Source organism: Robiginitalea rubriflava (genome assembly GCF_052540725.1).
The window spans coordinates 260,259-286,527 of the sequence record NZ_CP199309.1; the positions used below are offsets into that span (position 1 = coordinate 260,259).

At 47.9% G+C, this 26,269-nt stretch carries 27 protein-coding genes; 18 read left to right on the forward strand and 9 right to left on the reverse strand.

Annotation, left to right across the window (positions count from 1 at the left end):
• Nucleotides 1-7: 7 nt before the first annotated feature.
• The gene (locus tag ACT6NU_RS01170; protein ID WP_445382631.1) at nucleotides 8-637 is read left to right on the forward strand and encodes a WbqC family protein; all 630 of its coding nucleotides are present in this window, start codon (nucleotides 8-10) and stop codon (nucleotides 635-637) included.
• On the forward strand, nucleotides 634-939 hold the full coding sequence (locus ACT6NU_RS01175) for a DUF6122 family protein (RefSeq protein WP_445382632.1): 306 nt from the start codon (nucleotides 634-636) through the stop codon (nucleotides 937-939). Before ACT6NU_RS01170 ends, ACT6NU_RS01175 begins: the two co-directional genes overlap by 4 nt.
• 13 nt (nucleotides 940-952) lie before the next feature.
• Here ACT6NU_RS01175 and ACT6NU_RS01180 read toward each other — a convergent pair whose 3' ends face one another.
• From ACT6NU_RS01180 to ACT6NU_RS01205, 6 genes are all read right to left on the reverse strand, one after another.
• Nucleotides 953-1,828, reverse strand: a complete 876-nt coding sequence (locus ACT6NU_RS01180; protein WP_445382633.1) for a rhomboid family intramembrane serine protease — start codon at nucleotides 1,826-1,828, stop codon at nucleotides 953-955.
• The gene (locus ACT6NU_RS01185) at nucleotides 1,829-2,575 is read right to left on the reverse strand and encodes a rhomboid family intramembrane serine protease (RefSeq protein WP_445382634.1); all 747 of its coding nucleotides are present in this window, start codon (nucleotides 2,573-2,575) and stop codon (nucleotides 1,829-1,831) included.
• A complete protein-coding gene (gene mutL / locus ACT6NU_RS01190) occupies nucleotides 2,576-4,426 on the reverse strand; it encodes a DNA mismatch repair endonuclease MutL (RefSeq protein WP_445382635.1) in 1,851 nt (616 codons plus the stop codon).
• Nucleotides 4,423-4,713, reverse strand: coding sequence for a riboflavin synthase subunit beta (locus tag ACT6NU_RS01195; protein ID WP_445382636.1), 291 nt, complete (start codon nucleotides 4,711-4,713; stop codon nucleotides 4,423-4,425). The genes mutL and ACT6NU_RS01195 overlap by 4 nt, the downstream gene beginning before the upstream one ends.
• A 108-nt stretch (nucleotides 4,714-4,821) precedes the next feature.
• Entirely contained in the window at nucleotides 4,822-5,298 is a 477-nt protein-coding gene (gene ribH, locus ACT6NU_RS01200; protein WP_445382637.1) for a 6,7-dimethyl-8-ribityllumazine synthase, read from the reverse strand.
• Nucleotides 5,298-6,065 (reverse strand): tetratricopeptide repeat protein, encoded by a 768-nt coding sequence (locus ACT6NU_RS01205; RefSeq protein ID WP_445382638.1) that lies wholly within the window; start codon nucleotides 6,063-6,065, stop codon nucleotides 5,298-5,300. The genes ribH and ACT6NU_RS01205 overlap by 1 nt, the downstream gene beginning before the upstream one ends.
• A 117-nt stretch (nucleotides 6,066-6,182) precedes the next feature.
• On the opposite strand from ACT6NU_RS01205, the gene recF reads away from it, so the two are divergent.
• The 3 genes from recF to ACT6NU_RS01220 are packed head-to-tail and all read left to right on the forward strand — an operon-like array spanning nucleotide 6,183 to nucleotide 7,972.
• Nucleotides 6,183-7,262, forward strand: a complete 1,080-nt coding sequence (gene recF / locus ACT6NU_RS01210) for a DNA replication/repair protein RecF (protein WP_445382639.1) — start codon at nucleotides 6,183-6,185, stop codon at nucleotides 7,260-7,262.
• A gap of 13 nt (nucleotides 7,263-7,275) precedes the next feature.
• Complete coding sequence (locus tag ACT6NU_RS01215; protein WP_445382640.1) at nucleotides 7,276-7,686, forward strand: hypothetical protein; 411 nt, start codon at nucleotides 7,276-7,278, stop codon at nucleotides 7,684-7,686.
• Nucleotides 7,679-7,972, forward strand: coding sequence for a DUF721 domain-containing protein (locus tag ACT6NU_RS01220; protein WP_445382641.1), 294 nt, complete (start codon nucleotides 7,679-7,681; stop codon nucleotides 7,970-7,972). Before ACT6NU_RS01215 ends, ACT6NU_RS01220 begins: the two co-directional genes overlap by 8 nt.
• Before the next feature lie 47 nt (nucleotides 7,973-8,019).
• Here ACT6NU_RS01220 and ACT6NU_RS01225 read toward each other — a convergent pair whose 3' ends face one another.
• Nucleotides 8,020-8,442, reverse strand: coding sequence for a nucleoside-diphosphate kinase (locus ACT6NU_RS01225; protein WP_445382642.1), 423 nt, complete (start codon nucleotides 8,440-8,442; stop codon nucleotides 8,020-8,022).
• Nucleotides 8,443-8,491: 49 nt separating this feature from the next.
• Complete coding sequence (locus ACT6NU_RS01230; protein ID WP_445382643.1) at nucleotides 8,492-9,526, reverse strand: alkaline phosphatase D family protein; 1,035 nt, start codon at nucleotides 9,524-9,526, stop codon at nucleotides 8,492-8,494.
• Between the two features lie 70 nt (nucleotides 9,527-9,596).
• On the opposite strand from ACT6NU_RS01230, the gene ACT6NU_RS01235 reads away from it, so the two are divergent.
• From ACT6NU_RS01235 to ACT6NU_RS01245, 3 genes are read left to right on the forward strand one after another with little or no spacing between them, the layout of a single operon-like run.
• Complete coding sequence (locus ACT6NU_RS01235) at nucleotides 9,597-10,613, forward strand: DHH family phosphoesterase (protein ID WP_445382644.1); 1,017 nt, start codon at nucleotides 9,597-9,599, stop codon at nucleotides 10,611-10,613.
• Complete coding sequence (gene gldI, locus ACT6NU_RS01240; protein WP_445382645.1) at nucleotides 10,610-11,158, forward strand: gliding motility-associated peptidyl-prolyl isomerase GldI; 549 nt, start codon at nucleotides 10,610-10,612, stop codon at nucleotides 11,156-11,158. Before ACT6NU_RS01235 ends, gldI begins: the two co-directional genes overlap by 4 nt.
• Before the next feature lie 12 nt (nucleotides 11,159-11,170).
• Nucleotides 11,171-12,280: a peptidylprolyl isomerase gene (locus ACT6NU_RS01245; protein ID WP_445382646.1), complete on the forward strand. Its 1,110-nt coding sequence runs from the start codon at nucleotides 11,171-11,173 to the stop codon at nucleotides 12,278-12,280.
• Between the two features lie 31 nt (nucleotides 12,281-12,311).
• On the opposite strand, the gene ACT6NU_RS01250 is transcribed toward ACT6NU_RS01245, so the two are convergent.
• Nucleotides 12,312-13,775 (reverse strand): aminoacyl-histidine dipeptidase, encoded by a 1,464-nt coding sequence (locus ACT6NU_RS01250; RefSeq protein ID WP_445382647.1) that lies wholly within the window; start codon nucleotides 13,773-13,775, stop codon nucleotides 12,312-12,314.
• 60 nt (nucleotides 13,776-13,835) lie between these two features.
• Here ACT6NU_RS01250 and ACT6NU_RS01255 point away from each other — a divergent pair, with 60 nt between their 5' ends.
• The 10 genes from ACT6NU_RS01255 to ACT6NU_RS01300 all read left to right on the forward strand — a co-directional run bounded on the left by ACT6NU_RS01255 (nucleotide 13,836) and on the right by ACT6NU_RS01300 (nucleotide 26,248).
• Nucleotides 13,836-14,939, forward strand: coding sequence for a DUF3810 domain-containing protein (locus tag ACT6NU_RS01255; protein ID WP_445382648.1), 1,104 nt, complete (start codon nucleotides 13,836-13,838; stop codon nucleotides 14,937-14,939).
• A gap of 98 nt (nucleotides 14,940-15,037) precedes the next feature.
• Nucleotides 15,038-17,986 carry an amidohydrolase family protein gene (locus ACT6NU_RS01260; protein WP_445382649.1) on the forward strand — a complete coding sequence of 983 codons (2,949 nt, stop codon included), beginning with the start codon at nucleotides 15,038-15,040 and terminating at the stop codon, nucleotides 17,984-17,986.
• Nucleotides 17,987-18,011: 25 nt separating this feature from the next.
• Nucleotides 18,012-19,298 (forward strand): amidohydrolase family protein, encoded by a 1,287-nt coding sequence (locus tag ACT6NU_RS01265; protein WP_445382650.1) that lies wholly within the window; start codon nucleotides 18,012-18,014, stop codon nucleotides 19,296-19,298.
• 72 nt (nucleotides 19,299-19,370) lie between these two features.
• On the forward strand, nucleotides 19,371-20,192 hold the full coding sequence (locus ACT6NU_RS01270) for a TrmH family RNA methyltransferase (RefSeq protein ID WP_445382651.1): 822 nt from the start codon (nucleotides 19,371-19,373) through the stop codon (nucleotides 20,190-20,192).
• Nucleotides 20,193-20,277: 85 nt separating this feature from the next.
• Nucleotides 20,278-21,510: a M48 family metallopeptidase gene (locus ACT6NU_RS01275; protein ID WP_445382652.1), complete on the forward strand. Its 1,233-nt coding sequence runs from the start codon at nucleotides 20,278-20,280 to the stop codon at nucleotides 21,508-21,510.
• A 32-nt stretch (nucleotides 21,511-21,542) separates the two neighbouring features.
• Nucleotides 21,543-21,794 carry a CBU_0592 family membrane protein gene (locus ACT6NU_RS01280; RefSeq protein ID WP_445382653.1) on the forward strand — a complete coding sequence of 84 codons (252 nt, stop codon included), beginning with the start codon at nucleotides 21,543-21,545 and terminating at the stop codon, nucleotides 21,792-21,794.
• 106 nt (nucleotides 21,795-21,900) lie between these two features.
• Nucleotides 21,901-22,068: a hypothetical protein gene (locus tag ACT6NU_RS01285; RefSeq protein WP_445382654.1), complete on the forward strand. Its 168-nt coding sequence runs from the start codon at nucleotides 21,901-21,903 to the stop codon at nucleotides 22,066-22,068.
• A gap of 136 nt (nucleotides 22,069-22,204) precedes the next feature.
• On the forward strand, nucleotides 22,205-24,412 hold the full coding sequence (locus tag ACT6NU_RS01290; RefSeq protein ID WP_445382655.1) for a RelA/SpoT family protein: 2,208 nt from the start codon (nucleotides 22,205-22,207) through the stop codon (nucleotides 24,410-24,412).
• Nucleotides 24,413-24,501: 89 nt separating this feature from the next.
• Nucleotides 24,502-24,954, forward strand: a complete 453-nt coding sequence (locus tag ACT6NU_RS01295; RefSeq protein ID WP_445382656.1) for a Fur family transcriptional regulator — start codon at nucleotides 24,502-24,504, stop codon at nucleotides 24,952-24,954.
• A 13-nt stretch (nucleotides 24,955-24,967) separates the two neighbouring features.
• The gene (locus ACT6NU_RS01300; RefSeq protein WP_445382657.1) at nucleotides 24,968-26,248 is read left to right on the forward strand and encodes an adenylosuccinate synthase; all 1,281 of its coding nucleotides are present in this window, start codon (nucleotides 24,968-24,970) and stop codon (nucleotides 26,246-26,248) included.
• Nucleotides 26,249-26,269: the final 21 nt, after the last annotated feature.

Consider the following 26,269-nt stretch of genomic DNA (forward strand, 5'->3'; position numbering starts at 1 on the left):
TACAAAAATGACCGTCCTGCTGCATCCGGCCTACTTTCCCAATTGCGCAACCATGGCGGTACTCGCAAGGGGACAGGTGATCTGGGAAGGCTGGGACAACTATCAGAAACAGACCTATCGCAACCGTTGTTATATCTGTACGGACCGAGGAGCACAGATGCTCAGCATCCCCATTAAACACGTGGGGGGAAAAACCGGTAGGCAAGCTTACCGGGATGTTCGCATAGACAATAATTATCTTTGGCAAAGACAGCACTGGAGGGGGTTGCAAACGGCATACCGCTCCTCCCCTTTTTTTGAGTTTTACGAGGCAGACCTCAGGCCCCTTTTTGAAAAACCCCATACTTTTCTGATGGACCTTAACCTCCAAACCATTGAGGTATTCTGTAATTTACTGGGGCTGGATTTTCCGACTGAAACCACCCAACACTACCTGCCTGAACCGGAGCAGTACACCGATGCAAGAGAGCTGGTGATTGCAAAAGGGTCAAAAATCAAAGACCTGCCGTCCTATACACAGGTTTTTCAGGAGCGTCATGGTTTTGTGGCCAACTTAAGCTGCCTGGACCTGCTCTTCAATGAGGGTAACCGGGCGCTTCAGTATCTGCAAAACCTGCCTATCCCCTTTTCCAAATGATGGATGTACTGCATTACGGACTGCATTTCGGGGCACCTCCCCTGCTGGCCTGGATTTTTTTCAGGAAGCACTGGCTAAAAGCGACACTGATCCTGTGGGCGGGCATCCTGATCGATCTGGACCACTTGCTGGCTACCCCTGTATTTGACCCGGATCGTTGCAGTATTGGGTTTCATCCCCTGCACAGCTATTGGGCAATGAGCGCATATATACTACTACTGCTTCCGGCCAAAACCCGGCTGATCGGGATTGCCCTCTGCCTGCATCTGCTGGCAGATGGGGTAGCCTGTCTTGGGATGTAAGCTGATTTGCTATTTAATTTTCCTTCCCGGCTTTAAAGAGGAAGTCTTTCTCAGCCTTGGTCAGGCTTTCGTAACCGGATTTGCTTATTTTATCGAGGATCTGATCAATTTTCCGCTGCCGGGCCTCCTTGTCATATGCTTCTTTGGACTGTGCAGGTTTATCTTTTTTACGGTATACGGTTTTAAGCGGGCCTTTGCGCGGTTTCTTTTCAAACAGCCTCCCCAGGCCTTCCAGCATACGGGAAAAACCAGCTCCCAGATCCTTGCCCTGTAATGCCTGGCTTGCATACATATAGCCGAGGAGGGCTCCACCCAGGTGGGCAATCCTGCCGCCCGGATTATCATTCAGGGGGATGAATGCCAAATCCATCAGCACAAAAAATGCTCCTATATACCAGAGTTTGAGATTGAAGAAAAACACCCTTACCATCTGGTTGGGGGTATATGTACAGATAAAGATAAGAACAGCCATAACCCCTGCCGAAGCTCCAATCAACGGGGACTGGCTTGCAGCAAAGGCCGGAAAGATATTATAAGCGGCCAGAAAGAAGGCACCCCCCAGAATAACCCCTAAAAAGTATACGTTTATAAACCTTTTGGGGCCGAAAAGGTTAAAGAACATGCGGGAAATATAATAGAGCAGCAGCATGTTGAAGAGTATGTGCCATATCCCGCCGTGTAAAAAGGAGTAGGTTACAATAGACCAGGGCTGCAACAGAAAATCAAAAAAGTCCTTTGGGAGTTCAAACCATCTCTCCAGGGAACCTGCAGGCATACGCAACAGGAAGCCTGCCAGGCCGAACAGTAAAAAGACGGCCACGTTGATTACGATTAACTTCTCAGCAATGGTAAGGCGGGCAAACTGATATTTTAGGTTTCCGTTACTCATCTATACATCCCATCGGTTATTATTAAACTGATTTTTCTTCCAGTACCACATCATCAGGAAGCCAAACAGCGCCCCGCCCACATGGGCAAAATGCGCAATTCCGGACCCAAAGATAGAATATCCTGTAACACCAGAGAAAAGGTCCAGGGCAATAAGCACGGGAATAAAGTATTTCGCCTTAATGGGGATTGGCAGAAAAATAAGGAAAAGCTCGCTGTTGGGATAGGACATCCCGAAGGCAACCAAAATCCCGTAAATGGCACCGGAAGCACCCACAGCAGGGGTAAAGTAAGATTCCAGCATACTGGAAATCAGGCCGGGATCCGCAATTTGGTTCCACTCTGTATTGTATTGGCCCTGGGCCAGCAGTGCATAGATATCAGATTTAGCAACCCCCGCACTCACCAGGGCGTCCACTCCCTGTTGTACGTGATAAAAGTTTACCCCGGAATGTATAAGGGCAGCCCCCAGGCCGGCTGAAAAGTAAAAAAACATAAACTTTTTGGTACCCCACATTCGCTCCAGGGGGGAACCAAAGGCCCACAGGGCATACATATTGAAAAAAATATGGCCAAATCCCCCATGCATAAACATATGGGAAACTACCTGCCAGACCTGAAAGTTGGAGTTCCCGGGATACCAGAGCGAAAACCACTGGTAAAGCTGGTCTCCGTACAGGCTGGTCGCTACAAAAAACAGGATGTTGATCAGCAGTAAATGCTTAATTCCATCGGTAAGTCTTCCCATTTATTTCAATTTATTTTCAAGTTCTTCCATAGACAGGGTAGTATGGATACGTTTATTGAACGGGCTCAGCGCAGATTCCTTACATCCGAACAAATCATTTATCAGCGCCATCTGTGAGACCTGGTCCAGGACCACCCCGGGTTTTATTGCCAGAGCCTGACACAGACTTTTGGCAATCCGGTCTCCCTGTGAGAACGCAGCAGTATCCTCATTCTTCTGCCACTGAGCGATCAGGCTGTCCAGCAATTCAGGAACTTCCTGCTCTTTGATCAAAAAAGGAAGCGCCCGTACTTCGAATTCAGCATCCATGTCTTCCCCGAACTGAAACCCCATCCCTTCCAGGGGTCCGCGTATGGTTTTTAAAATACTCATTTCAGCCGGGCTGAAAGAAAGCTTCAGGGGAAACAAGAGCACCTGCGATGCCGGTTTGGCGCTGGTGATATTTTCAAGGAAGCCCTCGTAAAGGACCCTCTGGTGCGCCCTGTGCTGGTCTATCAGCAACAAACCCGACTTAACGCGGGTCAATATATATTTCCTGCCCAATTGAAATGAGCTGCTTTCCGAAGTGGAAGAATCTGCCGTTTCCTCAAAAAGATCCCTGGGCCGTTCTTCAGATTCCACAACCCATTCGGACGAATCTTTCCCGGTTTGCTCCGCAGTGTTCAGGCCTTCATACAGGGCCTCCCAATGTGAGGCGCTTGCCCTTGCTTTGGTATATTTTTTAACCCCCCCGGTTTCTCCTGCAAAGGGGTTGAAACTTTTGTCTACCGTAATTTGAGGTATTTCGGCACCCTTGTTTCGATAGGCATAAGGTGTTTCCAGGTTCTGGTCTTTCTCGAAGTCCAGTACGGGATGAATGTTAAACTGCCCGAGACTATGCTTGATAGCCGCACGCAAAATAGCGTAGAGGCTTTGCTCGTCTTCAAACTTGATCTCGGTCTTGGAGGGATGGATGTTGATATCGATAGATTCGGGCGGAACATCCAGGAAAATAAAATACCCGGGGTAGGTATCCGTTTTAAGCAGCCCCTCATAAGCAGCCATAACAGCATGATGGAGGTAGGAACTTTTTATAAAGCGGTTATTGACAAAGAAAAACTGCTCCCCCCGGCTCTTCTTGGCGAATTCAGGCTTGCACACAAAGCCACCAATAGCAGCTATCTGGGTTTCTTCCCGGACCGGTACCAGCCGCGAATTCATACGGTCTCCAAACAGATATCCCAGGCGCTTGCGCAGGGGGCTGTCCGGCAGGTTGAAAAGTTCCTGGTCATTATGGAGCATTTTAAAGCGGATTCCAGGATGTGCCAGAGCCACCCGGTGGAACTCATCCAGGACATGGCGCAGCTCCACCCTGTCCGATTTTAAAAAATTTCGTCGGGCAGGTATATTAAAAAAAAGGTTCTTGACCTGAATGGAGGTTCCGGCAGGGGCAACGGCCTCTTCCTCTGAAAGCTGTTTCCCGCCGGCAATCTTCAGACGGATTCCGGTTTCGGCTTCCGCCGTTCGGGTGGTCATTTCCACCTGGGCAATGGCAGCTATTGAGGCCAGGGCTTCTCCCCGAAACCCTTTGGTGTGCAGGTCAAACAGGTCTGTAGCTTTGCGGATTTTTGAGGTGGCATGACGCTCAAAACTCATCCGGGCATCTGCCGGGCTCATCCCGCAGCCATCATCTGCTATATGAACCAGGGTCTTGCCGCCGTCCCTGATAATGAGCTCTATACTGCTAGCGCCTGCATCTATGGCATTTTCAAGCAGTTCTTTTACTACCGAAGCGGGCCGCTGTACCACTTCCCCGGCTGCAATCTGATTGGCCACATGTTCCGGCAGGATTTGAATGCTGTCTGCCATCATTGTGGAAAAAATATTGAAAGGTCAAAGTCCAGGATATACAGGACGATAAGCAGCAGTATTAACAGGATTACGATCAAACGGATTCTCAGGTTTCGGTCACCCGCCCGCCTACGATCTGCCAGGGCAGATTTCCACCTGGATTTAATGCCACCTGGAGCGTCAACCGTGGTTCGGTAACGATCCAGCTTATGTTTGATTTTAAAGGGGTTTCCCTCGCCATTATCTTCATAATAACGGGGTTTATAACCGTATTTTTTATTCTTTCGAAGTTTCGAAAATCGTCCCATATCCGCAAACTCAAAAGTACAGAAAATCAAAAAGAGTGCCTTGGTATCTGTCCCAAAAATTGTTAACAGAAAGGTTAAATAAGGGCTTTTTTAACGGTGCGCCTGACTTTAGAGGGCAGCCATCTTAATGGCGGCAATGGCAGCTTCTGTTCCCTTGTTGCCATGGCGACCACCGGATCGGTCCTGTGCCTGGGCAAGGGTATCATCGGTGAGCACACAAAATATTACAGGAACCGTGCCCTGTGCATTGAGGTCTTTTATCCCCTGAGCAGCGGCAGCACAAACAAAATCAAAATGTGCGGTCTCGCCCCTTATGACACTGCCAATCGCGATTACCGCATCCGGTTTTTCCTGTTCAATCATGCGCTTGCAGCCAAAGACCAGCTCAAAACTTCCGGGTACGCTCCACCTGCTAATGTTAGTGTCTTTTACACCACAATCCAGCAAGGCCATTTCAGCCCCCCTGTAAAGGGCTTCTGTGATCTCCCCATTCCATTCGGAGACCACCAGACCAATGCGCATGGCTGAGGCATCCGGTAATTCAGATTTTGTGTAGTTGGAAAGGTTCTTTCCTGTAGTAGCCATTATTCCGCCTTTTGGGCCATTCCGAGCAGGGCATCCACACCGGAAGCCTGTGAAGACTGCGGAAATTCTTCTTTGATTCGTATGAAATATTTCTCTGCCTTGGCGAATTGCTCCAGCTTCATGGCCGCGATCCCTGCCTTGTGCAGATATATGGGAGTCGTAAAATTATTGGTATTGTGCTTAATGGCTTTTTCGTAGTACCCCAGGGCGTCATCTGTCTGTCCCAACTGCATAAAAGCATCTCCGATGGCGCCAAGTCCAACTGGTCCCAGCATGGATTCGTCGGTTTTAAAGTCTTCAAGGTAATCAATGGCTTCGTCGTACTGGTTGAGGTTCAGATAGGAAACACCGGCAGCATAGGTCGCCAGGTTTGCCGCGTCCGTCCCCGAATATTCGCTGATAATATCCAGAAGGCCATATTTACCTTCCGACCCGTTCAGTGCGAGGTTGTAGAGCGAATCTGCCTGAACTGCATCCTGCTGTGCCTGCCGGAAATACTGCATTGGGAAAAATAATTCATTACTGGCTGTGGCCTCCCGCGGCTGTTGAATAAACTGCTGATAACCCAGATAACCCAGTACCCCAACGGCAATGATCCCGATTACACCCAGAATGTAGGTCTGGTTGCGCGCCACCCATTGTTCCGTTTTGGAGGCTGAGGTATCAAGAGTATTGAAAACTTCCGCTGTGGTACTTCCCTGTTGGTCTAAACCTTGTTGTTCAGCTGTGGTTTTCGGTTTATGTCCCCGCTTTTTATATGTCGCCATTTTTTGTATTATTGGTCGCGCAAAAATAAAGGTTTTATCCAAAACCCTAAGGCAATTTATTCGTTATTTTTCAATAATTTGCGAAGACCTTCCTGAACTTGTGGCGGCTAGAGCAATATGCATTTAAAACACTTATCCTTACTTAATTACAAGAATTTCGAATCCAGTGAGTTCACATTTGATTCCAAGATTAATTGTATTGTAGGGGCAAACGGGAAGGGTAAAACAAATATTCTGGATGCCATTTACCACCTGGCCTTCGGAAAAAGCTATTTCAACCCCATTACCACTCAGAATATCCGCCATGGAGCCGAATTCTTTGTCATTGAGGGGCAATTTTTAAAAAAAGGAAAAGAAGAGCAGATTGTTTGCAGCTTTAAAAAGGGGGTTAAAAAAGTAATCAAACGAAACGGAAAAATTTACGAACGGATTTCCGAACACATAGGGGAAGTACCGCTGGTCATTGTTTCCCCTTCGGACCGTGACCTGATCCTGGAGGGAAGCGAAACCCGCAGAAAATTTATGGACGGTGTGATTTCCCAGTCCGACAAGGCCTACCTACAGGATGTGCTGGACTACCATAAAATTCTATCCCAGCGTAATGCGCTGTTAAAATATTTTGCAGCCAACCACACTTTCGACCGCGGTACCCTGGAGGTTTACAATCAGCAAATGCACAACCTGGGCAGCCGCATTCACCTTCGCCGCGAGCAGTTTATGGAAGCTTTTCAGCCTATTTTTCAGGAACAATACCAGGCTATTTCGGGCGGGGATGAAACGGTAAGCCTGCACTATGACAGCCAATTGTCAGAAATGCCCCTGCTGGATTTACTGCAGAAATTTGAGGAGAAGGACCGGGTGTTCCAGTACAGTACCCAGGGAATACACAAAGATGACCTCAGTATGCAGATCGGAGGGCATCCCATTAAAAAATTCGGAAGCCAGGGGCAGCAGAAGTCGTTTCTGATTGCACTAAAATTTGCACAATTCCAGTTTATGAAAGCAAAATTAACGGAGACCCCGCTGTTGTTGCTGGATGACATTTTTGATAAGCTGGATGCCCGCCGGGTGGCGCATATTGTAAGCCTGGTTAACCAGGACCTTTTCGGGCAAATATTTATCAGCGACACCCATGCAGACCGCACAGAGGAGATCGTTAAGGAAATACACCAGAGTTATGCGTTTATTAAGCTGTAGATATATCGCCTTTATGTCCCTTTTAATATTCTTGCTGACGGCCTGCCGAGGAGTGCAGGAATCAGACCTGAATCAATTAGCGGGTTACTGGGAAATTAAAGAAGTGGTCTTCCCTGACGGGCAGTCCAAGCAATACACGGTAAACAGCACCATAGATTTTTATCAATTACAGGCCCGGAAAGGCTTCCTCAAAAAAATGCAACCCCGCTTGGACGGAACCTATGAGACTTCTGACGATGCCCTGCCATTCGAAATCCATGAGCGGGAAGGCCGTTATTTTCTTACTTTTAAAGGAATGGATGCTTTCTGGGAAGAAGAATTGCTGAAATTGGATTCGGACCAGTTGCAAATCAGGCATTCCAATGGACTTGTCTATGATTATATTCGCTATAAACCCCTGAATATCAACAATTCCAATGAGTAAATCTGACAATCAGCAGAGTATGAGCGAAGCCCTGAGGTCCTTCCTCAAAAAAAACAACCTGCAGAAGGGGATAGACCAGGTGTCAGTTGCCGAAACCTGGAACGAGGTAATGGGGCCGGGAGTGGCGAATTACACCCGTTCAGTTCGCTTACAGGGAAATACCCTTTACGTTTACCTTACCTCTTCTGTGCTGAGGGAGGAATTAAGTCTTGGCAACTCCAAAATAATCAGCCTGCTAAATGAGCAACTGGGTCGGGAGATCGTCAGGACCCTGGTACTGCAATAAAAAAACCCCGGTCGCAACCGGGGTTTTTATCTCAATCAGATGCTTTCCTAAGCGTATATTTCGCGTCCCGAGAAATGAAAACTCCCTTCTATGGCAGCATTTTCATCGCTATCAGATCCGTGAATAGCATTTTCACCTATATCCTTGGCATACAATTTCCGGATAGTCCCTTCTGCTGCTTCGGCCGGGTTTGTAGCGCCAATAAGGGCACGAAAATCCTCTACTGCATTGTCTTTTTCCAGAATGGCTGAGACTATAGGGCCCCTGGTCATAAATTGGACCAGTTCATCGAAAAAAGGACGGTCTTTATGTATGGCGTAGAATTCCCGGGCATCCCTGCGGCTTAGTTGTGTATATTTCATGGCTATGATTTTGAATCCGGCTGCAGTTATTTTTTCAAGAATGGCACCAATGTGTCCGTTCTCTACCGCATCCGGCTTTATCATAGTAAAGGTTCTGTTTCCTGTCATTTTGAAAAATTTTCGGCAAAAATACACTTTCTTGCTCCAACCCGCAACATTAATACTGTTCACTTAAGCGCCCGAGCACTACCCCCCCGTCCCCTATAATTTCAAATTGGGCCTGGCGGGTTTTCAAATTGAGTCGCAGCGCGCCAAAACTTACTTTGGAAATCACCTCCCCTACCCGGAATGGATTGGGCTCCCCCGAAAATGAGTCGTAAACATGGGTCAGGCCGCTGCTGGTAAAGTCAATCAATGGATAGTCCAACTTCTGCGAGGGGTACTTTGAAAATTCAGAAATATGCCGGTCCCCGGACAAAACAATGACCCCCGGGGGCTGCACTTTTTCAAGCAAGGCCAAAAAGCGGTCCCGCTCCATTGGGAAATTAAGCCAGCTTTCAAAACCATGTTCCCCGGACAACAGCTGAATACTGCTGACAATTATAGTAAAGTCTGCAGTAACCTTACCCAACTCAGCCTCAAGCCATTGCCACTGGTTCTCCCCCAGCAAGGTGGCATCCGGATCGGGGTTGGGCAGATAGCGTTTTACGCCACTGGGATCCTTCCGCAGTCCGGACCGCTGGAAACGGGTATCCAGCACTATAACTTTTACACTATGCCTGCCCCTTTTAAAAATTTGGGAGTAATATACTCCCGGGCGCTTACGGCGCGGGCTATCAGCGGGGACCTCAAAGAAATCCAGAAAAACCTGCTTGCTCTGCTCCCGAGCCTGAAATTCCCTGCCCCCGTCGTTAAGGCCATAGTCGTGGTCATCCCAGGTTCCCATAACGGGTACAGTTTTCTTTAAGGCAGCATAGCCGGGATGTTTTGAAAGCATATCGTATTCAGCTTTCAGTTTATCCATATTATCGGTGTCTGCATATACATTGTCTCCTCCCCAGATCCAGAGATCCGGCTTTTCGGCCAAAATATCATCCCAGAGTTCATTGGGCAGGTCGTTGCGGTTACAGGATCCAAATGCGATCAGGAAATTTTCCTGTTCCTTGTGGAGGCTTGCCGGGGCAGCATTCCGCGGGGTTTTGCAAGCAGCAACCAGGATGAGTAAGGCACAAAGGGTAAACAGGTGTTTCACAGCTCGAAATTTTAGTAGCTAAATTTAGGACTTTTGGATGGTCTTTCATTTAAATCGTATCTTTGCGCGCATGAATTCAGCTGATGTCCGGCAAATGCGCGAATGGCTGTCCACTCCGCAACGCATCGTACTTATCCCGCACAAGAACCCCGATGGCGACGCAATCGGGGCCTCCCTTGCGCTTTATCATTTTTTCCAGGCAAAAGGGCACCATGTAGATGTTATTTCTCCCAATGATTTTCCGGAATTTTTAAAATGGATGCCCGGGGCTGAGGCGGTTATCAACTATGAGAAAAAATCGCATCAGGCAAAAGAACGGATCGGGCTCGCCAGCCTTATTTTCACCCTGGATTTCAATTCCCTGAATAGGATCGGAAGCCTTTCGGATGCCCTGCAGGATCTGCAGGCCGATTTTATTATGATCGACCACCACCAGAGCCCGGAAAATTATGCGAGGGTGTGCTATTCGGATGTACAGATGAGTTCAACCTGTGAAATGGTCTACCATTTCCTGGCATCCCTGGATGCCCTGGACCAGATTGACAAACGAATTGCCAACTGCCTGTATACCGGTATTATGACGGATACAGGTTCTTTTAAATATGCAGCCACCACCGCCACTACTATGCGGGTTGTGGCCCACCTGATGGAACAAGGGGCCACCCATACCGAAATCCATCGGCATATTTACGATACCAACCGGCCCGAGCGACTGCAACTACTGGGTTGTGCTTTGCAAAACCTGACCATACTTCCCGCCTATCGAACGGCCTATATCACTTTGTCTCAGGAAGAACTGGATCGCTACCATTTTCAAAAGGGCGACACAGAGGGGTTTGTGAATTACGGGCTCTCCCTCAAGGATGTGGTATTGGCTGCCATTTTTATAGAAAACCGGGATGAGGGGATTATCAAGATTTCCCTCAGGTCACAGGGCTCTTTTTCCGTAAATGAATTTTCACGGGCTCATTTTAACGGGGGCGGACATACAAATGCTGCAGGAGGCCGAAGTGAACTGTCTTTGGAGGAAACCACAAAAAAATTCGAAGGGCTTTTACCCGGCTACCAAAAAGAACTGAATTTATGAGAAAAATTGCGGGCCTGCTGGGCCTTATTCTTACTGTTATCGCCTGCGAGGGACCGCAACCCAGACGGCCGGTAGAAGTCAAAGGCGGGAGTTTTTTAAAACAATCTGCGCAGCGGAATAAAGACCTTCTGGCAAAAGAGGAGGCTTTTCTGCAGGAGCTCATCTCAAAGGACAGTCTGCACAGCTATATAAATACCGCCAGTGGTTCCATATTCTACTACGAGTTACAGCAAGACAACTCAGCCTACAAGCCCCGCCCAGACGATTTGGTGACCCTTACCTATAATGTAATGAGTTGGACTAACGATACCATCTACAGCAAGTCGGAGATCGGAGAATTGCGCTATAAGGTAGACAAACAGGAGCTATTTCCCGGCATGCGCAATAGCGTAAAGTTATTGTCGGAAGGGGAAAAGGCTACCTTTTTATTTCCCTCATCCCTGGCTTACGGTTACCATGGTGACAATGACCGCATTGGCCCCAACGTGCCCCTTAAAAGCACCATTGAAATATTGAAAATCGAGAAAAATACTGAATCCAAATAAATTATGTTTCCTATGAAAAATACCCTGATTGTACTGTTGCTTGCACTTGGCCTCTTAAGCGCCTGTAAGTCTAAGCACTATGCTGAAATGAGCGATGGTATTTACGCCGAATTACAAACCAATAAAGGGGATATTGTAATCCGCCTGGAGCACGACAAAACACCTGTTACCGTGGCGAATTTTGTGAGCCTTGCAGAGGGCAACAATCCTTTTGTCAGTGAACAATTTAAGGACAAGCCTTATTATAATGGCCTTACCTTCCACAGGGTCATGAAAGATTTTATGATACAGGGTGGTGACCCGCTTGCAAATGGAAGCGGGAACCCCGGCTACCGTTTTAAGGATGAATTTGTAGACTCCCTGACCCATTCTGGAAAAGGAATTGTTTCCATGGCCAACGGCGGACCCAAGACCAACGGAAGTCAATTCTTTATTACCCACGCCGAGACACCATGGCTGAACGGGCGGCATACCGTATTCGGAAAAGTGGTTGAAGGCATTGAAGTAGTGGATAGCATTGCTGCAGTACCTGTTGGTGAGGGGAATAAACCGCTGGAACCAGTAGTTATGGAAGAAGTAGAAATTGTCCGCAAAGGAAAAGAAGCCCGTAATTTTGACGCTGTCCAGATTATGAAGGACTATTTTGCCGAGGAAGAGGCCCTTGAGGCCGAAAGACAGAAACTGCTGAGTGCCTTTGTCGCTGAACTGCAGTCGCAAAAAGAACAGGCCACGGCTTTGCCCTCTGGATTGAAATACCTGGCATTGCAGGAAGGAAGCGGACCCAAACCGGCAATCGGTGACAAAGTAATTGTAAATTACGCCGGCTGGCTAGAGAACGGAACCCTGTTTGACACCAGTGTCGATGCCATTGCAAGGACCTCCGAAAATTACTCCCAATTATTGCAAATGCACAGGGGTGTATTTCAACCTTCCCTGATGGACTACAGTACAGAGTCCAGGCTGATTGCTGGTTTTAAAGAGGGACTTCTCAATATGAAAGTAGGAGACAAATACCGTTTATTCATCCCGCCGCATCTGGGGTATGGGGAACAGGGTTCCGGCCCCATCCCGCCCAACAGCACCATGGTTTTTGATGTGGAAATACTGAAAATCCAGGAATAGTTTTAAGACCCCGGGAATTCCCGGGGTTTTTTTATGCCTGTTTCGGAATGTTTTCCAATACATCACAGAGCCATTTCCAGAACTTCATACTGGAACTGACAGATGCCCTTTCGTCAGGGGAATGGGCACCGTGGATGGTAGGACCAAAACTGATCATGTCCATCTCCGGATAATGGTCTTTCAGGATGCCGCATTCCAGGCCCCCGTGCCCGGCTATTTTACGCGGAGAGTCCCCATATAAATGCTCATATCTCCGGGAGACCAGTTGCAGGATTTCAGATTCCGGTTCCGGCAGCCATCCCGGGTAATCCCCACTCATCTCAACACGGTAACCCGCCAGTGCAAAAGTTGCTTCCAATTGCATGGAAAGGCTTTTTTTGGCACTTTCACGGGAAGAACGACAAAGGCAACCTGCCCGGATACTCCCTTCCTCTACCCTTACCTGGGCCAGATTGTTGGAGGTTTCAGTCATTTCCGGGAACTCATGGCTCATGGCAAAAACCCCGTTATGAACGCTGTACAGGCATCTTAACAAGAGGGTCTGATCTTCAGTTGACATCAGCTGTTTTGGCAGCTCTACCGCTTCCATTTCTATGGTAATATTGGGGTCGCGTGAGAGGAATTCAGAAAGGATGGCTTCTCTTTCTTTTTGAAAAGCCTTTTCGAACTGGTTTAAACCGGAATTTTCAAGTGCAATGACGGCCACACTCTCCCTGGGGATTGCATTGCGAAGATTCCCCCCCTGAAAACTATTCAGGCCGAAGGGCTGTTCGGCCTGGCAGGCATACAACAGCCGGGTCATCAGCTTATTAGCATTTCCGAGCCCTTTATGGATATCCATCCCGCTATGCCCACCACTCAATCCTTTTATCTGCAGGCGTATTCCGGACATCCCAATTCCTGAAGCTATGGGCTGATACGTACCGCTTGCGGTAATATCTACTCCACCGGCACATCCTATCCCCAGTTCATCGTCCTCCTCGGTATCCAGGTTGAGCAGTATCTCTCCCTTTAACCAGTCTTTATTGAGGTTTTTGGCCCCGGTCATCCCGGTTTCCTCATCAATTGTAAAAAGGGCTTCGAGCGGTGGGTGGATAAGGGTACTGGATTCGAGAACGCCCATTATGGCTGCAACCCCAAGCCCGTTGTCCGCCCCCAGGGTGGTGCCTTTTGCCCGTACCCAGTCTCCATCGGTATACATCTGTATCCCCTGGGTATCAAAATTAAATTCGGTATTGTTGTTTTTTTGGTGGACCATGTCCAGGTGGGCCTGCAAAACCACTGTTTTCCTGTCTTCCATCCCGGCTGTGGCCGGTTTACGGATCAGCACATTCCCGGAAGCATCCCTTTCGGTTTCCAGGCCCAGCGTTTTACCGAATGCCATCATAAACTGAATGACTTTCTCTTCTTTTTTGGAAGGTCTGGGAACTGCATTAAGGGCTGCGAAATTTCTCCAGATATGTACCGGTTCCAGTTCCGCTATTGAATTACTCATAGTCTTCGGTCTTTTTAAAGTCCATAAAAGTACATATTGCAATTCAAGTCTGAATGATTAATGGCTATTTTTGAGCTTGTGGAAAGCAAATTAAAAAACGGGATTGCCCTGAGCCTGCCCATTCAGATATTACTGATACAATGGGCGGCTGCACATCCGGGCTGGATTGAAAAATATTACAGCCAGGGGGTTTACCCATACATTTCGGTTTTTTTCCGTTACCTGTACGGGTGGGTCCCATTCTCAGTGGGAGATTTACTATATGCATGCCTGGGGCTGCTGGCCCTGGGGTACCTGATCAGAAAACGGCAAAAAATCCGAGCAAAACCGCTTGCTTTTCTGCGCGATTTAACCATGGTACTTGCCATTTTGCACTTTACCTTTTACAGCCTATGGGGGCTGAATTATTTCAGGATGCCCCTGGCGCAGCAACTGGAGCTGGAAGAAGCGTACTCAGAACAGCAATTGATCAGGCTTACGGAATTTCTGCTTAAAGAAGCCAACAGGCAACAACTGCAATTGGCCGGCGACAGTCTGCAGGCTGTGAGCTTTACTTATACAAAACCGGAAAGTTTTGAGAAAACACGGCAGGGCTACGAGCTGCTGACCGCAGATTATCCGGAATTCGAATACAGCCCGGCCAGCCTTAAGAAATCTATTTTCAGCAGCTTGCTTTCCTATATGGGGTACGGGGGCTACCTGAACCCCTTTACAGGAGAAGCGCAGGTTAACGGCTTGCTGCCACTCTTTCGGTTTCCGGTGGTTTGCGGGCATGAGGTAGCCCACCAGTTAGGCTATTCTGCGGAAAATGAAACGAATTTTATCGGGTGGCTGGTTAGTTCCCGCAATAAAGATCCATACATTCAATACGCCTCAACGGCCTATGCACTTTCATACTGCCTTAGTTCGCTGGACCAGCAAAATTCTGAGGCCCGTAAATTATTGAGCGAAAGAATGAACCCAGGCCTGAAGCGGAACTTTGAAGAATTACGGCGGTTTTGGGAGCAGTATAAAAACCCCCTGGAACCGGTCTTTAAAACTATCTTTAACAGCTATCTACAGGCAAACGGGCAAAAGGACGGAATAAAGAGTTACAGCCGCGTGGTTTCCCTGCTGATTGCATACCACAACAAAGAAGGGCTTATACCGGCTTTAGTGGATTAACAGAGGTTTTAAAGTAATGTTAAAAATTCAGGGGAAATTCCTGCTTCCCTTTGTATTACCCTATTTTTAGTTCGACTAATTCAAAAAGACACACCCAGATGAAATGGAAACTACTGATCCCCGCCATCTTATGGCTGGGCGCCCTGGTGCATGCTCAGGAATACTTCCCTGAAAATGAAGGCGTTAAATCTGCCAACAACAATTATACGGCATTTACCAATGCCAGAATCTTTGTTAGTCCTACCGAACAAATAGCCAACGCTACGCTACTTATACAAAAAGGAAAAGTGGTACAGGTCGGGACTAATGTGCGGATTCCCGCCAATAGTATTGTGATAGACCTCGAAGGTAAATATGTATATCCTTCTTTTATCGATGTCTTTTCCTCTTTTGGGGTGGAACAGGCCAAAAGGGCCCGACGTTCCGGACGGTCTGCCCAATATGAACCCAGCAGAGAAGGCTTCTACTGGAACGACCATGTGATGCCCGAGAAACAGGCAGTAGACGCTTACAAGTTCGATACAAAGAAGGCTAAAGAACTTCAGGCCATTGGCTTTGGAGCCGTAAACAGCCACATACAGGACGGGATCGCCAGGGGTACTGGTTCCTTTATTGCCCTGGATCCGGAAGGTACCGATTCCCAGCGCCTGCTGAAAGGGGTATCAGGACAGTACTTTTCGTTTGACAGAAGCATTGCGGCGCTACAGAGCTACCCAAGTTCCCTGATGGGTTCCATGGCACTGCTCAGGCAAATGTATTACGATGCAGACTGGTATTCCAAAGGGAAGGTAAGCACCACAGACCTTTCTCTTGAAGCACTGCTGGCGAACCGGAAATTAGTACAGTTTTTTGCCGCCGGGGACAAAGGGAACATCCTCAGGGCAGACGGAATAGGCGATGCCTTTGGTGTTCAGTATGTAATGCTGGCAGGCGGACAGGAATATGAAAATATTGCTGATATCAAGGCAACCAATGCCTCCCTGGTGGTGCCGCTTAATTTTCCGGAAGCCTTTGATGTTTCCAATCCCTACCAGGCAGCCTATATCAGCCTGGAGGAGATGAAACACTGGAATCAGGCCCCTTCCAACCCGGCCGTCCTGGAAAAGAATGGAATCAACTTTGCCTTTACCCTTGAAGGATTGAAATCCATGAAAGATTTCCACAACAATATCCGCAAGGCCATTAAATATGGATTATCAGAGAGCAAGGCATTACAGGCTCTGACCACCGTCCCGGCTCAGTTACTCGGACAGGGTGACAAGATCGGGGCCCTTAAACCAGGCTACCTGGCAAATTTCCTGATCAGTTCAGGGCCGATTTTTGATAAAGAGACCACAATGTATGAAAATTGGGTGCTGGGACGCCGTAACGTGCTCTCCGATATGACCCAAAAAGACATTCGGGGAGATTACAGCCTCATGCTGAACAGACAATCCTTTAGCCTGGAGGTTACAGGAAAGGCAGGTTCCCCAAAACTTAAAGTAAGCAAAGACAGTACCGAGCTTAAATCCAAATTAAGTTACAGCGGTGACTGGCTGGACCTTTCCTTTACAGACGGGGAGGATCGCTACCGGCTGACTGCCAGGGTATCAGAACCCAGCCAGATTAAAGGAAAAGTAGTAGTCCCTAATGGCACCGAGGACCGTTTTACGGCTACCCGAAGCGCCACTTATGAGGAAAAAACCACTGAAAAGGATACGGAGGTAACAGATTCTCCGGAGCTGGTACCCATCAGCTATCCGAATGTCGGTTACGGCTATCGCAGCCTGCCCGTACAACAAGATATATTGTTCCGCAATGCCACGGTCTGGACCGGGGAGGCGGCCGGAATACTTAAAAATACAGATGTACTGGTCCGCAATGGAAAAATCTCCAAAATAGGTGCAGGCCTGAACCCGGGGAGTGCAAAAGTAATAGACGCAACGGGGAAACACCTCACTGCGGGTATCATTGATGAACACAGCCATATTGCCGGTCTGGCCATCAATGAATCGGGCCACAATTCATCTGCCGAGGTGAAAATGACAGATGTGGTGGATCCTGAGGATATTGATATTTACCGAAACCTGGCCGGAGGGGTTACCTCCATACAGCTGCTGCACGGGTCGGCAAATCCCATAGGGGGGCGATCCGCCATCCTGAAACTGAAATGGGGAAAAAACGCTTCGGAAATGATTTACAAAGACATGCCGAAGTTCATAAAATTTGCTTTGGGTGAAAACGTAAAGCAGAGTAACTGGCAAAGTTACAGCCGTTTCCCGCAAACCCGGATGGGGGTTGAACAGGTGTTTATGAATTACTTTCAACGCGCCAAAGAATACCAGGCTTTAAAGGATTCCGGGAAACCGTATCGATATGATGAGGAAATGGAAACCCTGGCGGAAATCCTCAGGGGCGAACGCTTTATCAGCTGTCATTCCTATGTGCAAAGCGAAATCAATATGCTGATGAAGGTAGCCGAGAAAATGGGCTTCAGGGTTAACACCTTTACCCATATCCTTGAAGGGTATAAGGTTGCCGATAAAATGGCGGAACACGGCGTGGGCGGATCTACTTTCAGCGACTGGTGGGCTTATAAATACGAGGTTAAGGACGCTATTCCTTACAATGCTGCAATCATGCACAGTGAGGGAGTAACCGTGGCCATCAACAGCGATGATGCCGAGATGTCCAGAAGATTGAACCAGGAGGCTGCCAAAACCGTGAAGTACGGCGGGCTTTCCGAAGAGGAAGCATGGAAGATGGTTACTTTGAACCCTGCTAAATTATTACACCTGGACGACCGGGTGGGTAGTATTAAGGAAGGCAAGGATGCAGACCTGGTACTGTGGTCGGACCATCCGCTTTCGGTTGTGGCCAAAGCCGAAAAAACCTTTATTGAAGGGGTACCTTATTTCGATATGGAAACGGATGCCCTTCTGCGCAGCCAGATGGCCGAAGAGCGCAACCAGCTCATCAATATGATGCTGCAGGAGAAAGACGGGTCGGGGAACCTTAGAACCCCTCGTCAGAAGCAAAAGGAAAAATTTCACTGTGACAGCCTGTAGTATGAATCCACATAAAACTCAAAACATGAAAAAATACAAAGGAATTCTTTGGGCAATTATGCTGATAGCCTCCCTCTCCATGGCCCAGCAGACCCCTGCCCTGCCTCAATCAGAGGTGATCAGCATTAGCGGGGCTACCCTGCATCTTGGCGATGGGAGTGTCATTGAAAACGGTACCCTGGTTTTTGAGGAGGGCCTCATCACCGAAATTGGGGCAGATGTCAGCCCCAGGGGAAGGGTTATCAATGCCAGTGGAAAACATGTCTATCCGGGTTTTATTGCCCCCGGAAAGTCTTTGGGCCTTATTGAAATTAACGCAGTAAGGGCCTCCGATGACCAGGACGAGATTGGGGACATGATCCCGCATGTAAGAAGTATCATTGCGTATAATGCAGAATCCCAGGTAGTGGAAAGCATGCGGCCAAACGGGGTGCTCCTGGGGCAGATAACCCCCCAGGGAGGACGCATCTCAGGAACTTCCTCCATAGTACAATTTGATGCCTGGAACTGGGAAGATGCTATCGTCAGGGAAGACGACGGCATTCATTTAAACTGGCCCGGTACCTTTAGAAGAGGCAGATGGTGGCTTGGAGAAGAAAGAGGCTACCGACCCAACAAGGACTACAGCAAGCAACAGCAGGATGTTGCGGATTTTGTAAAAAACGCAAAGGCTTACGGCTCCGGAAGCAACAGCCCGCTGAATCCTGCCTTTAAGGCCATGCAGGGCCTGTTTGACGGCAGCAAAACCCTGTACGTATATGCAGACGGCGAGCGCGAGATCATCGATGGCATCAGTGCGATTAAGGCAGCCGGCGTTCAGAAGGTAGTACTGGTTGGAGGTTATAAGGCGCATAAGATTACTAATTTCCTGAAAGATCATCAGATTCCGGTCCTGGTCAACTATACCCATACCCTGCCGAACCTCAACGACGATCCGTATGACCATACCTATAAATTACCCAAATTACTGGTTGACGCAGGCCTGCTGGTAGGCATACAGAATGCGGATGCATCCAATTTCCAGACCCGTAACCTTCCCTTTTATGCCGGGCAGGTTGCCGGACAGGGCCTTGAGTTTGAAAAGGCGCTGCAGCTAATCAGCAGCAATACTGCCAAAATCCTTGGTATTGACGATAAATACGGCAGCCTGGCCAGTGGGAAAAGTGCTACCCTATTCATATCGGAGGGCAACGCACTTGAAATGAGGGGCAACCGGCTGACCCATGCCTTTATAGATGGCCGGGAAATTTCCCTTGAAACCCATCAAACAAAGCTTTGGAAGCGCTACATGGAAAAGTATGAAGGGAAGTAACCTCTAACCATAAACCATAAAAGAACGGAACCGGCAACCAGGCCTGTTCCGTTTTTTCTTTAATATTGCCTTATGACCGAACCCAAATACATCAGCAGCTTTCAAAACCCGGAAGTTCGGCAGCTCATCAGCCTGAGGGAGAAATCCAGGGAGCGTCGTAAAACCGGTCATTTTCTTCTCGAGGGAAAAAGGGAGCTGCAGCTGGCGCTGCAGGGAGGGTATCGGCTGGTCCGGCTTTATTTCTGTCCGGATATAACACCATTGGAGGAGGCCCGGGAACTATCCGGTATTTCCGATGCCGGGCACTTAGTAGCCCTTAGTGCAGAAGTCTATAAAAAGGCTGCCTACCGCGAAGGTACAGAGGGGGTACTCGCCCTTATGGAATCTAAGGCCCATGAGTTGAAATCTCTGGCTTTTGCCAGTAAAACACCACTTATCCTCATAGCCGAGGCTCCTGAAAAGCCCGGAAATATAGGGGCTTTATTACGAACAGCTGATGCAGCAGCCCTGGACGCCGTTATCATCGTTAATCCCCGCGGGGACCTCTACAATCCCAATATAATACGCTCCAGTGTGGGATGTCTTTTCACCGTTCCGGTAGCCGTTGGAAGTGTGGCGGAAGTCTCCGATTTTTTGGACCAGCACGGGATTCAGGTATTCGCGGCAGCCCTCGGGGCTACTGCCCGTTACGACCTGGTGGATTACAGCAGGGCAACTGCAATTGCTGTGGGAACAGAGGCAAGCGGGTTGAGCCCGTTTTGGAGTGAACGTGCCGATCTCAATATAGAGATCCCTATGCGGGGCAGCATAGATTCCATGAATGTTTCGGTGGCAGCGTCCATCATTATATTTGAAGCACTGCGCCAGCGCAATTTTGGAAATCTTAAACCTTAGCATGCCAAAAGAAAGGTCAGTTATCTAATAAATTACTGGCGTACAAAAATTTATTAGTATTTTTCCGACCGCTCAAACCAATCCCATGTCTTCAGAAAGTCTGTATTACCTTATTATCGGAATCCTGATACTGCAATTTGCGGTAGAAACCTTGCTGGATTATCTGAACGCCCGCAAGTTTGGCGACCCCCTGCCTGAAGAAGTGGCCAATGTATATTCATCTGAGGCCTATGAACGATCCATGGCCTATAAAAAAGCCAATTATCGTTTTGGGCTGTTTTCGGGGAGTCTTTCCCTGGCCCTTACCCTGGCCTTTTTGATTTTCGGCGGCTTTGAATGGGTAGACCAGCTCGCTATGGGCATCAGTGAAAATCCCATCAGCAGGGCCTTGTTATTTTTCGGGATAATCCTGCTGGGAAGCGGTTTACTGTCTTTACCTTTCAGTTATTACCAGACCTTCGTGATTGAAGAAGCCTTTGGTTTTAATACCAGTAGCCCGGCCCTATGGCTAACAGACCGCTTAAAGAGCACTTTTTTGATGGTGTTTCTGGGTGGTGGCTTGCTGCTATTAGTAATATGGTTTTACCGCTGGGCCGGCAGCGGGTTCTGGATATATGCCTGGGGAGCCATCAGTCTTTTCACCCTTTTTATGAACCTTTTTTACAGCCGCCTGATTGTACCCCTGTTCAATAAGCAGGTGCCACTGGAAGATAGCAGTTTAAAGTCTCGTATTGAAGCCTATAGCCGCAAGGTGGGCTTTGAATTAAAAAATATTTTTGTGATAGATGGCTCAAAGCGGTCTACCAAGGCCAACGCCTATTTTTCGGGCTTTGGCAAGGAAAAACGCATTACGCTTTACGACACGCTTATCAAAGATCTGGATGAATCTGAAATAGTGGCTGTACTGGCACATGAGGTGGGTCATTACAAGAAAAAACACATTGTCTTTAACCTGATTGTTTCCATTTTGCTGACAGGGTTCACCCTTTACCTCCTGTCTGTCTTTATCAACCATCCTGAACTCTCCCGGGCTATTGGGGTAAGCACGCCCAGTTTCCACGCAGCCCTATTGAGTTTCGGGCTCTTATACAGCCCTATCAGCGAGATTACCGGACTGGTAATGAACTATATCTCGCGACGCTTTGAATACCAGGCCGATAACTTTGCACGTGAAACCTTTGCGGCAGAACCGCTGATCAGCTCACTAAAAAAACTCTCCAGGAATAATCTGAGCAATCTGACTCCGCATCCGGCCTATGTTTTTGTACATTACTCACATCCCCCGCTAAGCCGCCGGATCGGGAACCTGAAAACCTGAAAGCAGGAGGCATAATTTTTAATTATATACTAATGACTCTTGCCGACTGGACCGGCGCCTCAGGCGTCTTTCTCATATTGGGCGCCTATATCCTGAATATCAGCGGGGTCCTGAAAACCAACCGGCTTCCGTTTAAAATGCTGAACCTGATTGGGGCTTCCCTTGCCTGCCTGGCTTCTGTATTGCTGGATTACATCCCCTTTATTATACTGGAAGCTACCTGGGCGCTGGCATCACTGGCGGCAATTCTATTACCAGTAAAAAAAAGAAAAAAGAGGTATTAGACATCACAATTAAACAAGACCTAACAAAATATGCTTTAACTTTATATCAGGTTCAGGGCAATAGACAGACCATGAATCTGATTAACCCGCTTCAAACATTTACCTTATGAAAAAATTGTTAATCCTCAACGCGTTGATCTGGGCGGCTGTAATCCTGATAGCTTCCTATTTGTACAAGGGAACAGAGAATTATCAGTTTTTATTTGGGACCCTGGTAGTTGCCGCCATCCTCACCAATGGTTTTATTTATGAAATCCTGCGGTCAAAAAAATAAAGAAGCCTAGCCGGCACCCCCCCCTGAAACAACTTGCCCCATTACTTTATCGGCCAGCCAACTGCCATAACGGCTCCTTTAGCCGCGGGCACGATTTTTGTTGTTGATCATACAGATATGTGTTATTTTTAAGGTTATGCCGACGGAGACCTACATAGAAAAGGAAAACAAGGAGATCGCCAAGCAATATAAGGAATTGCTGCGGGTAAGTTATCAGACGCTTTCCAATGAAGACAAAAAGCTGATTCGCCAGGCTTTTGACGTGGCCGTTGACGCCCATAAGGACCAAAGGCGTAAGTCCGGCGAAGCCTATATCTTCCACCCGATAGCGGTTGCAAAGATAGTTGCCTCGGAAATTGGCCTGGATGCGGTTTCCATAGCCTCTGCCCTTTTGCATGACGTGGTGGAAGACACTCCCTACACCCTGGACGATATCGAACAGATGTTCGGGGAAACCGTGGCCCGGATTGTGGATGGCCTCACCAAGATCGCCCACATGAAGAAGGACATGAATATCTCCCAGCAGGCGGAGAATTTCAGGAAAATGCTGCTTACCCTGCACGATGATATCCGGGTGATCATCATAAAGATTGCAGACCGTTACCACAACCTGCTTACCATGGATTCCATGCCGGAAAACAAGCAGGTTAAAATTGCTTCGGAAACACTGTATATCTATGCCCCGCTGGCGCATCGGATTGGCCTGTATAATATAAAGACAGAACTGGAAGACCTCAGCCTGAAATATACCGAGCCGGAAGTCTACCAGGACATTCAGAGTAAGATAGAGGACTCCAAGGAAGACCAGCAACAATATATTGAAGATTTTAATAAAGTTATACAGGATTCCCTTGACCAGGAAGGCCTGAATTATGATATCAAGGGACGGTCTAAGTCCATCTATTCTATACGCCGTAAAATGGTGGCGCAGAACGTGACCTTTGACGAGATTTACGACAAATTTGCCATCCGGATTATATACAAATCAGACCGCAGGAATGAGAAATTCCTGGCCTGGAAAATCTATTCTATTGTAACGGACCATTTTACCCCCAACCCGGTAAGGCTTCGCGATTGGATCTCCTCCCCGAAAAGTACCGGATACGAGGCTTTGCATATTACCGTGATGGGCCCTAAGGGGCGTTGGGTGGAAGTACAGATCCGCTCCGAACGCATGCACGAGATTGCCGAAAAAGGTTATGCGGCTCATTTTAAATACAAACACGGCGATCAGAAGGAACAGGGCATCGAAGTCTGGTTGAACCGGCTTCAGGAGGCCCTGGAGTCTTCCAATGGAAGTGCGGTGGATTTCGTGGAGGAGTTCAAACTAAACCTCTATTCCAAGGAAATTTTTGTCTTTACACCACAGGGGGATTTAAAATCACTTCCAAAAGGGGCAACCCCACTGGATTTCGCGTTTCATATCCATACGGAGGTGGGTATGCATACCAGGGGGGCCAAGGTAAATGGTAAACTGGTGCCTTTAAATACAGTTCTCAAGAGTGGGGACCAGGTGGAGATCATTACCTCGGATAATGCCAAGCCCAATCAGAACTGGCTGGATTACGCCACCACCGGCCGGGCCCGCTCCAAGATCCGCTCCTCCCTGAAAGAAGAGAAAAAAATAATTGCGGAAGATGGAAAAGAAGTTCTCAGGAGAAAATTAAAATCCCTGAAAATTACACTCACAGAAGACGTGGTTAACAAGATGGTGGCCTTCTTCCGTCTTAAAACCAGCCTGGATTTATTTTTCAGGGTTGGTAACGGCACTATAGAGAACCAGCAAATCAGGGATTTTGCGGCCTCCTACAACAACGCCTTTATCAGTTTCTTTAAAAATAAGATCCGAAGGAAACCTGCACAGGAAGAGATCAACCGGGACGAGATCACCGCTAAATACGATATGCTGGTCTTCGGCAAGGAAGAAGAAAAACTAAATTACACGCTTGCCCAGTGCTGTAATCCCATTCCCGGCGATGATGTGTTCGGCTTTGTAACGGTAAACGAAGGTATTAAGGTTCACAAGAAAAACTGCCCCAATTCTATTTCCCTACAATCGAATTACGCCTACCGGATTATCGCTGCGAAGTGGGTAGATTCCACTCAGGAGGAATTCACAGCTGAATTGCAATTGAGCGGAATTGACAATATGGGGCTGATCAACGAAATAACCGATATCATTTCAGATGAGATGCATGTAAATATGCGCAACCTGAATTTCGGAACGGATGGCGGTACTTTCAGCGGGCGTATAACGGTAGTCGTCAAAAACAATACGATACTGAAAAAACTGATGACGAACCTCAAAAAAATAAACGGTATCGACAAAGTGAGCCGGGTGTGATCTGTCAGGGCTTGCTAAAATCAGTATTCAAATTCCCGCTATTCTTATTTTTAACTGTATTTTTGTAGCCGGATTCAGCTGACATTCAGATGGGAAATAAAGACCAGGAAATCGTAAAAAACGTATTCACCTCATTTCTCGAGGAAAACGGGCACAGGAAGACACCTGAGCGTTATGCTATTCTGCAGGAAATCTACGATTCTGAAGAGCATTTTGACATAGAGTCCCTCTATATCAAAATGAAAAACAAGAATTATCGCGTAAGCCGGGCCACCCTGTACAACACTATAGAATTACTGCTCGAGTGCAAATTGGTCCGAAAACATCAGTTTGGCAAGAACCAGGCGCAATACGAAAAATCTTATTTTGACCGGCAGCACGACCATGTAATCCTAACCGATACCGGGGAGGTAGTGGAATTCTGTGACCCGCGCATTCAATCCATCAAAAAAACCATCGAAGAGGTTTTCGACATAAAAATCAACAATCACTCGCTTTACTTTTACGGGACCCGAAACCCCAAGGAAGAAGCTTCTAAATAACCGAATCGGACGCATGAAGGCAGATCTCTTGCTCGGACTCCAGTGGGGGGATGAAGGAAAAGGAAAAATAGTTGATGTATTAACTGGTAACTACGATATCATTGCGCGTTTCCAGGGAGGGCCAAATGCCGGGCACACCCTGGAATTCGACGGCATCAAACACGTGCTGCATACCATTCCTTCCGGGATATTTCACAAAGAGGCATTGAACATTGTCGGGAACGGAGTGGTTATAGACCCGGTTATCTTCCGCAGGGAACTGGAGAATTTATCCAGGTTTCCAATTGATATTCAGAAGAGCCTGCTTATCTCCAGGAAAGCACACCTGATCCTGCCCACACACCGGCTGCTGGATGCCGCTTCTGAGGCATCCAAGGGGAAGGCTAAAATTGGCAGTACCCTCAAGGGTATAGGTCCCACCTACATGGATAAAACGGGACGCAACGGGCTTCGGGTCGGTGACCTGGAACTGGCAGACTGGAAAGATAAGTACCGTGCCCTGGCCGATAAGCACGAGGCTATGATCCATTTTTACGATGTGGACATTCAATACAACCTTCAGGAACTGGAAGCGGAATTTTTCAGTGCGGTGGAAAACCTCAAATCGCTGCAATTCATCGATAGCGAGGAGTATGTGCACCAGGCGCTGAAATCCGGAAAGAAAATTTTAGCCGAAGGTGCCCAGGGTTCCCTGCTGGATATCGATTTCGGAACCTATCCTTATGTTACTTCTTCCAATACCACAGCGGCAGGAGCCTGCACAGGGCTGGGAATTGCCCCGGGTAATATCGGGGAAGTCTTCGGGATCTTTAAAGCCTATACCACCCGGGTTGGTAGTGGGCCTTTCCCTACTGAGTTATTTGATGAGGATGGAAAAACCATGGGGCGGGTCGGAAACGAGTTTGGTGCTACTACCGGCAGGCCCAGGCGGTGCGGGTGGCTGGATTTGGTAGCCCTGAAATACGCCGTCCAAATTAATGGCGTAAGCCAGCTAATGATGATGAAGGCAGATGTGTTGAGTGGTTTTGAAACCATCAAAGTATGCACGGCCTATCACTACAAAGGAGAAAAAATAAGCCATTTGCCCTATACTATAGAAGCCGAACACCTGACTCCGATTTATACCGAATTACCGGGCTGGAAAGAAGACCTGACCCGCATGACCGAAGTGGCCCAATTGCCTGAAAACCTCAAAAAATACATCGAATACCTGGAGGAAGCCCTGGAAACTCCTATTAAAATTGTTTCCGTAGGGCCGGATCGGACCCAGACCATACACCGTCACGAAAGCTAATTCCTAAAAGCTTCCCAAATC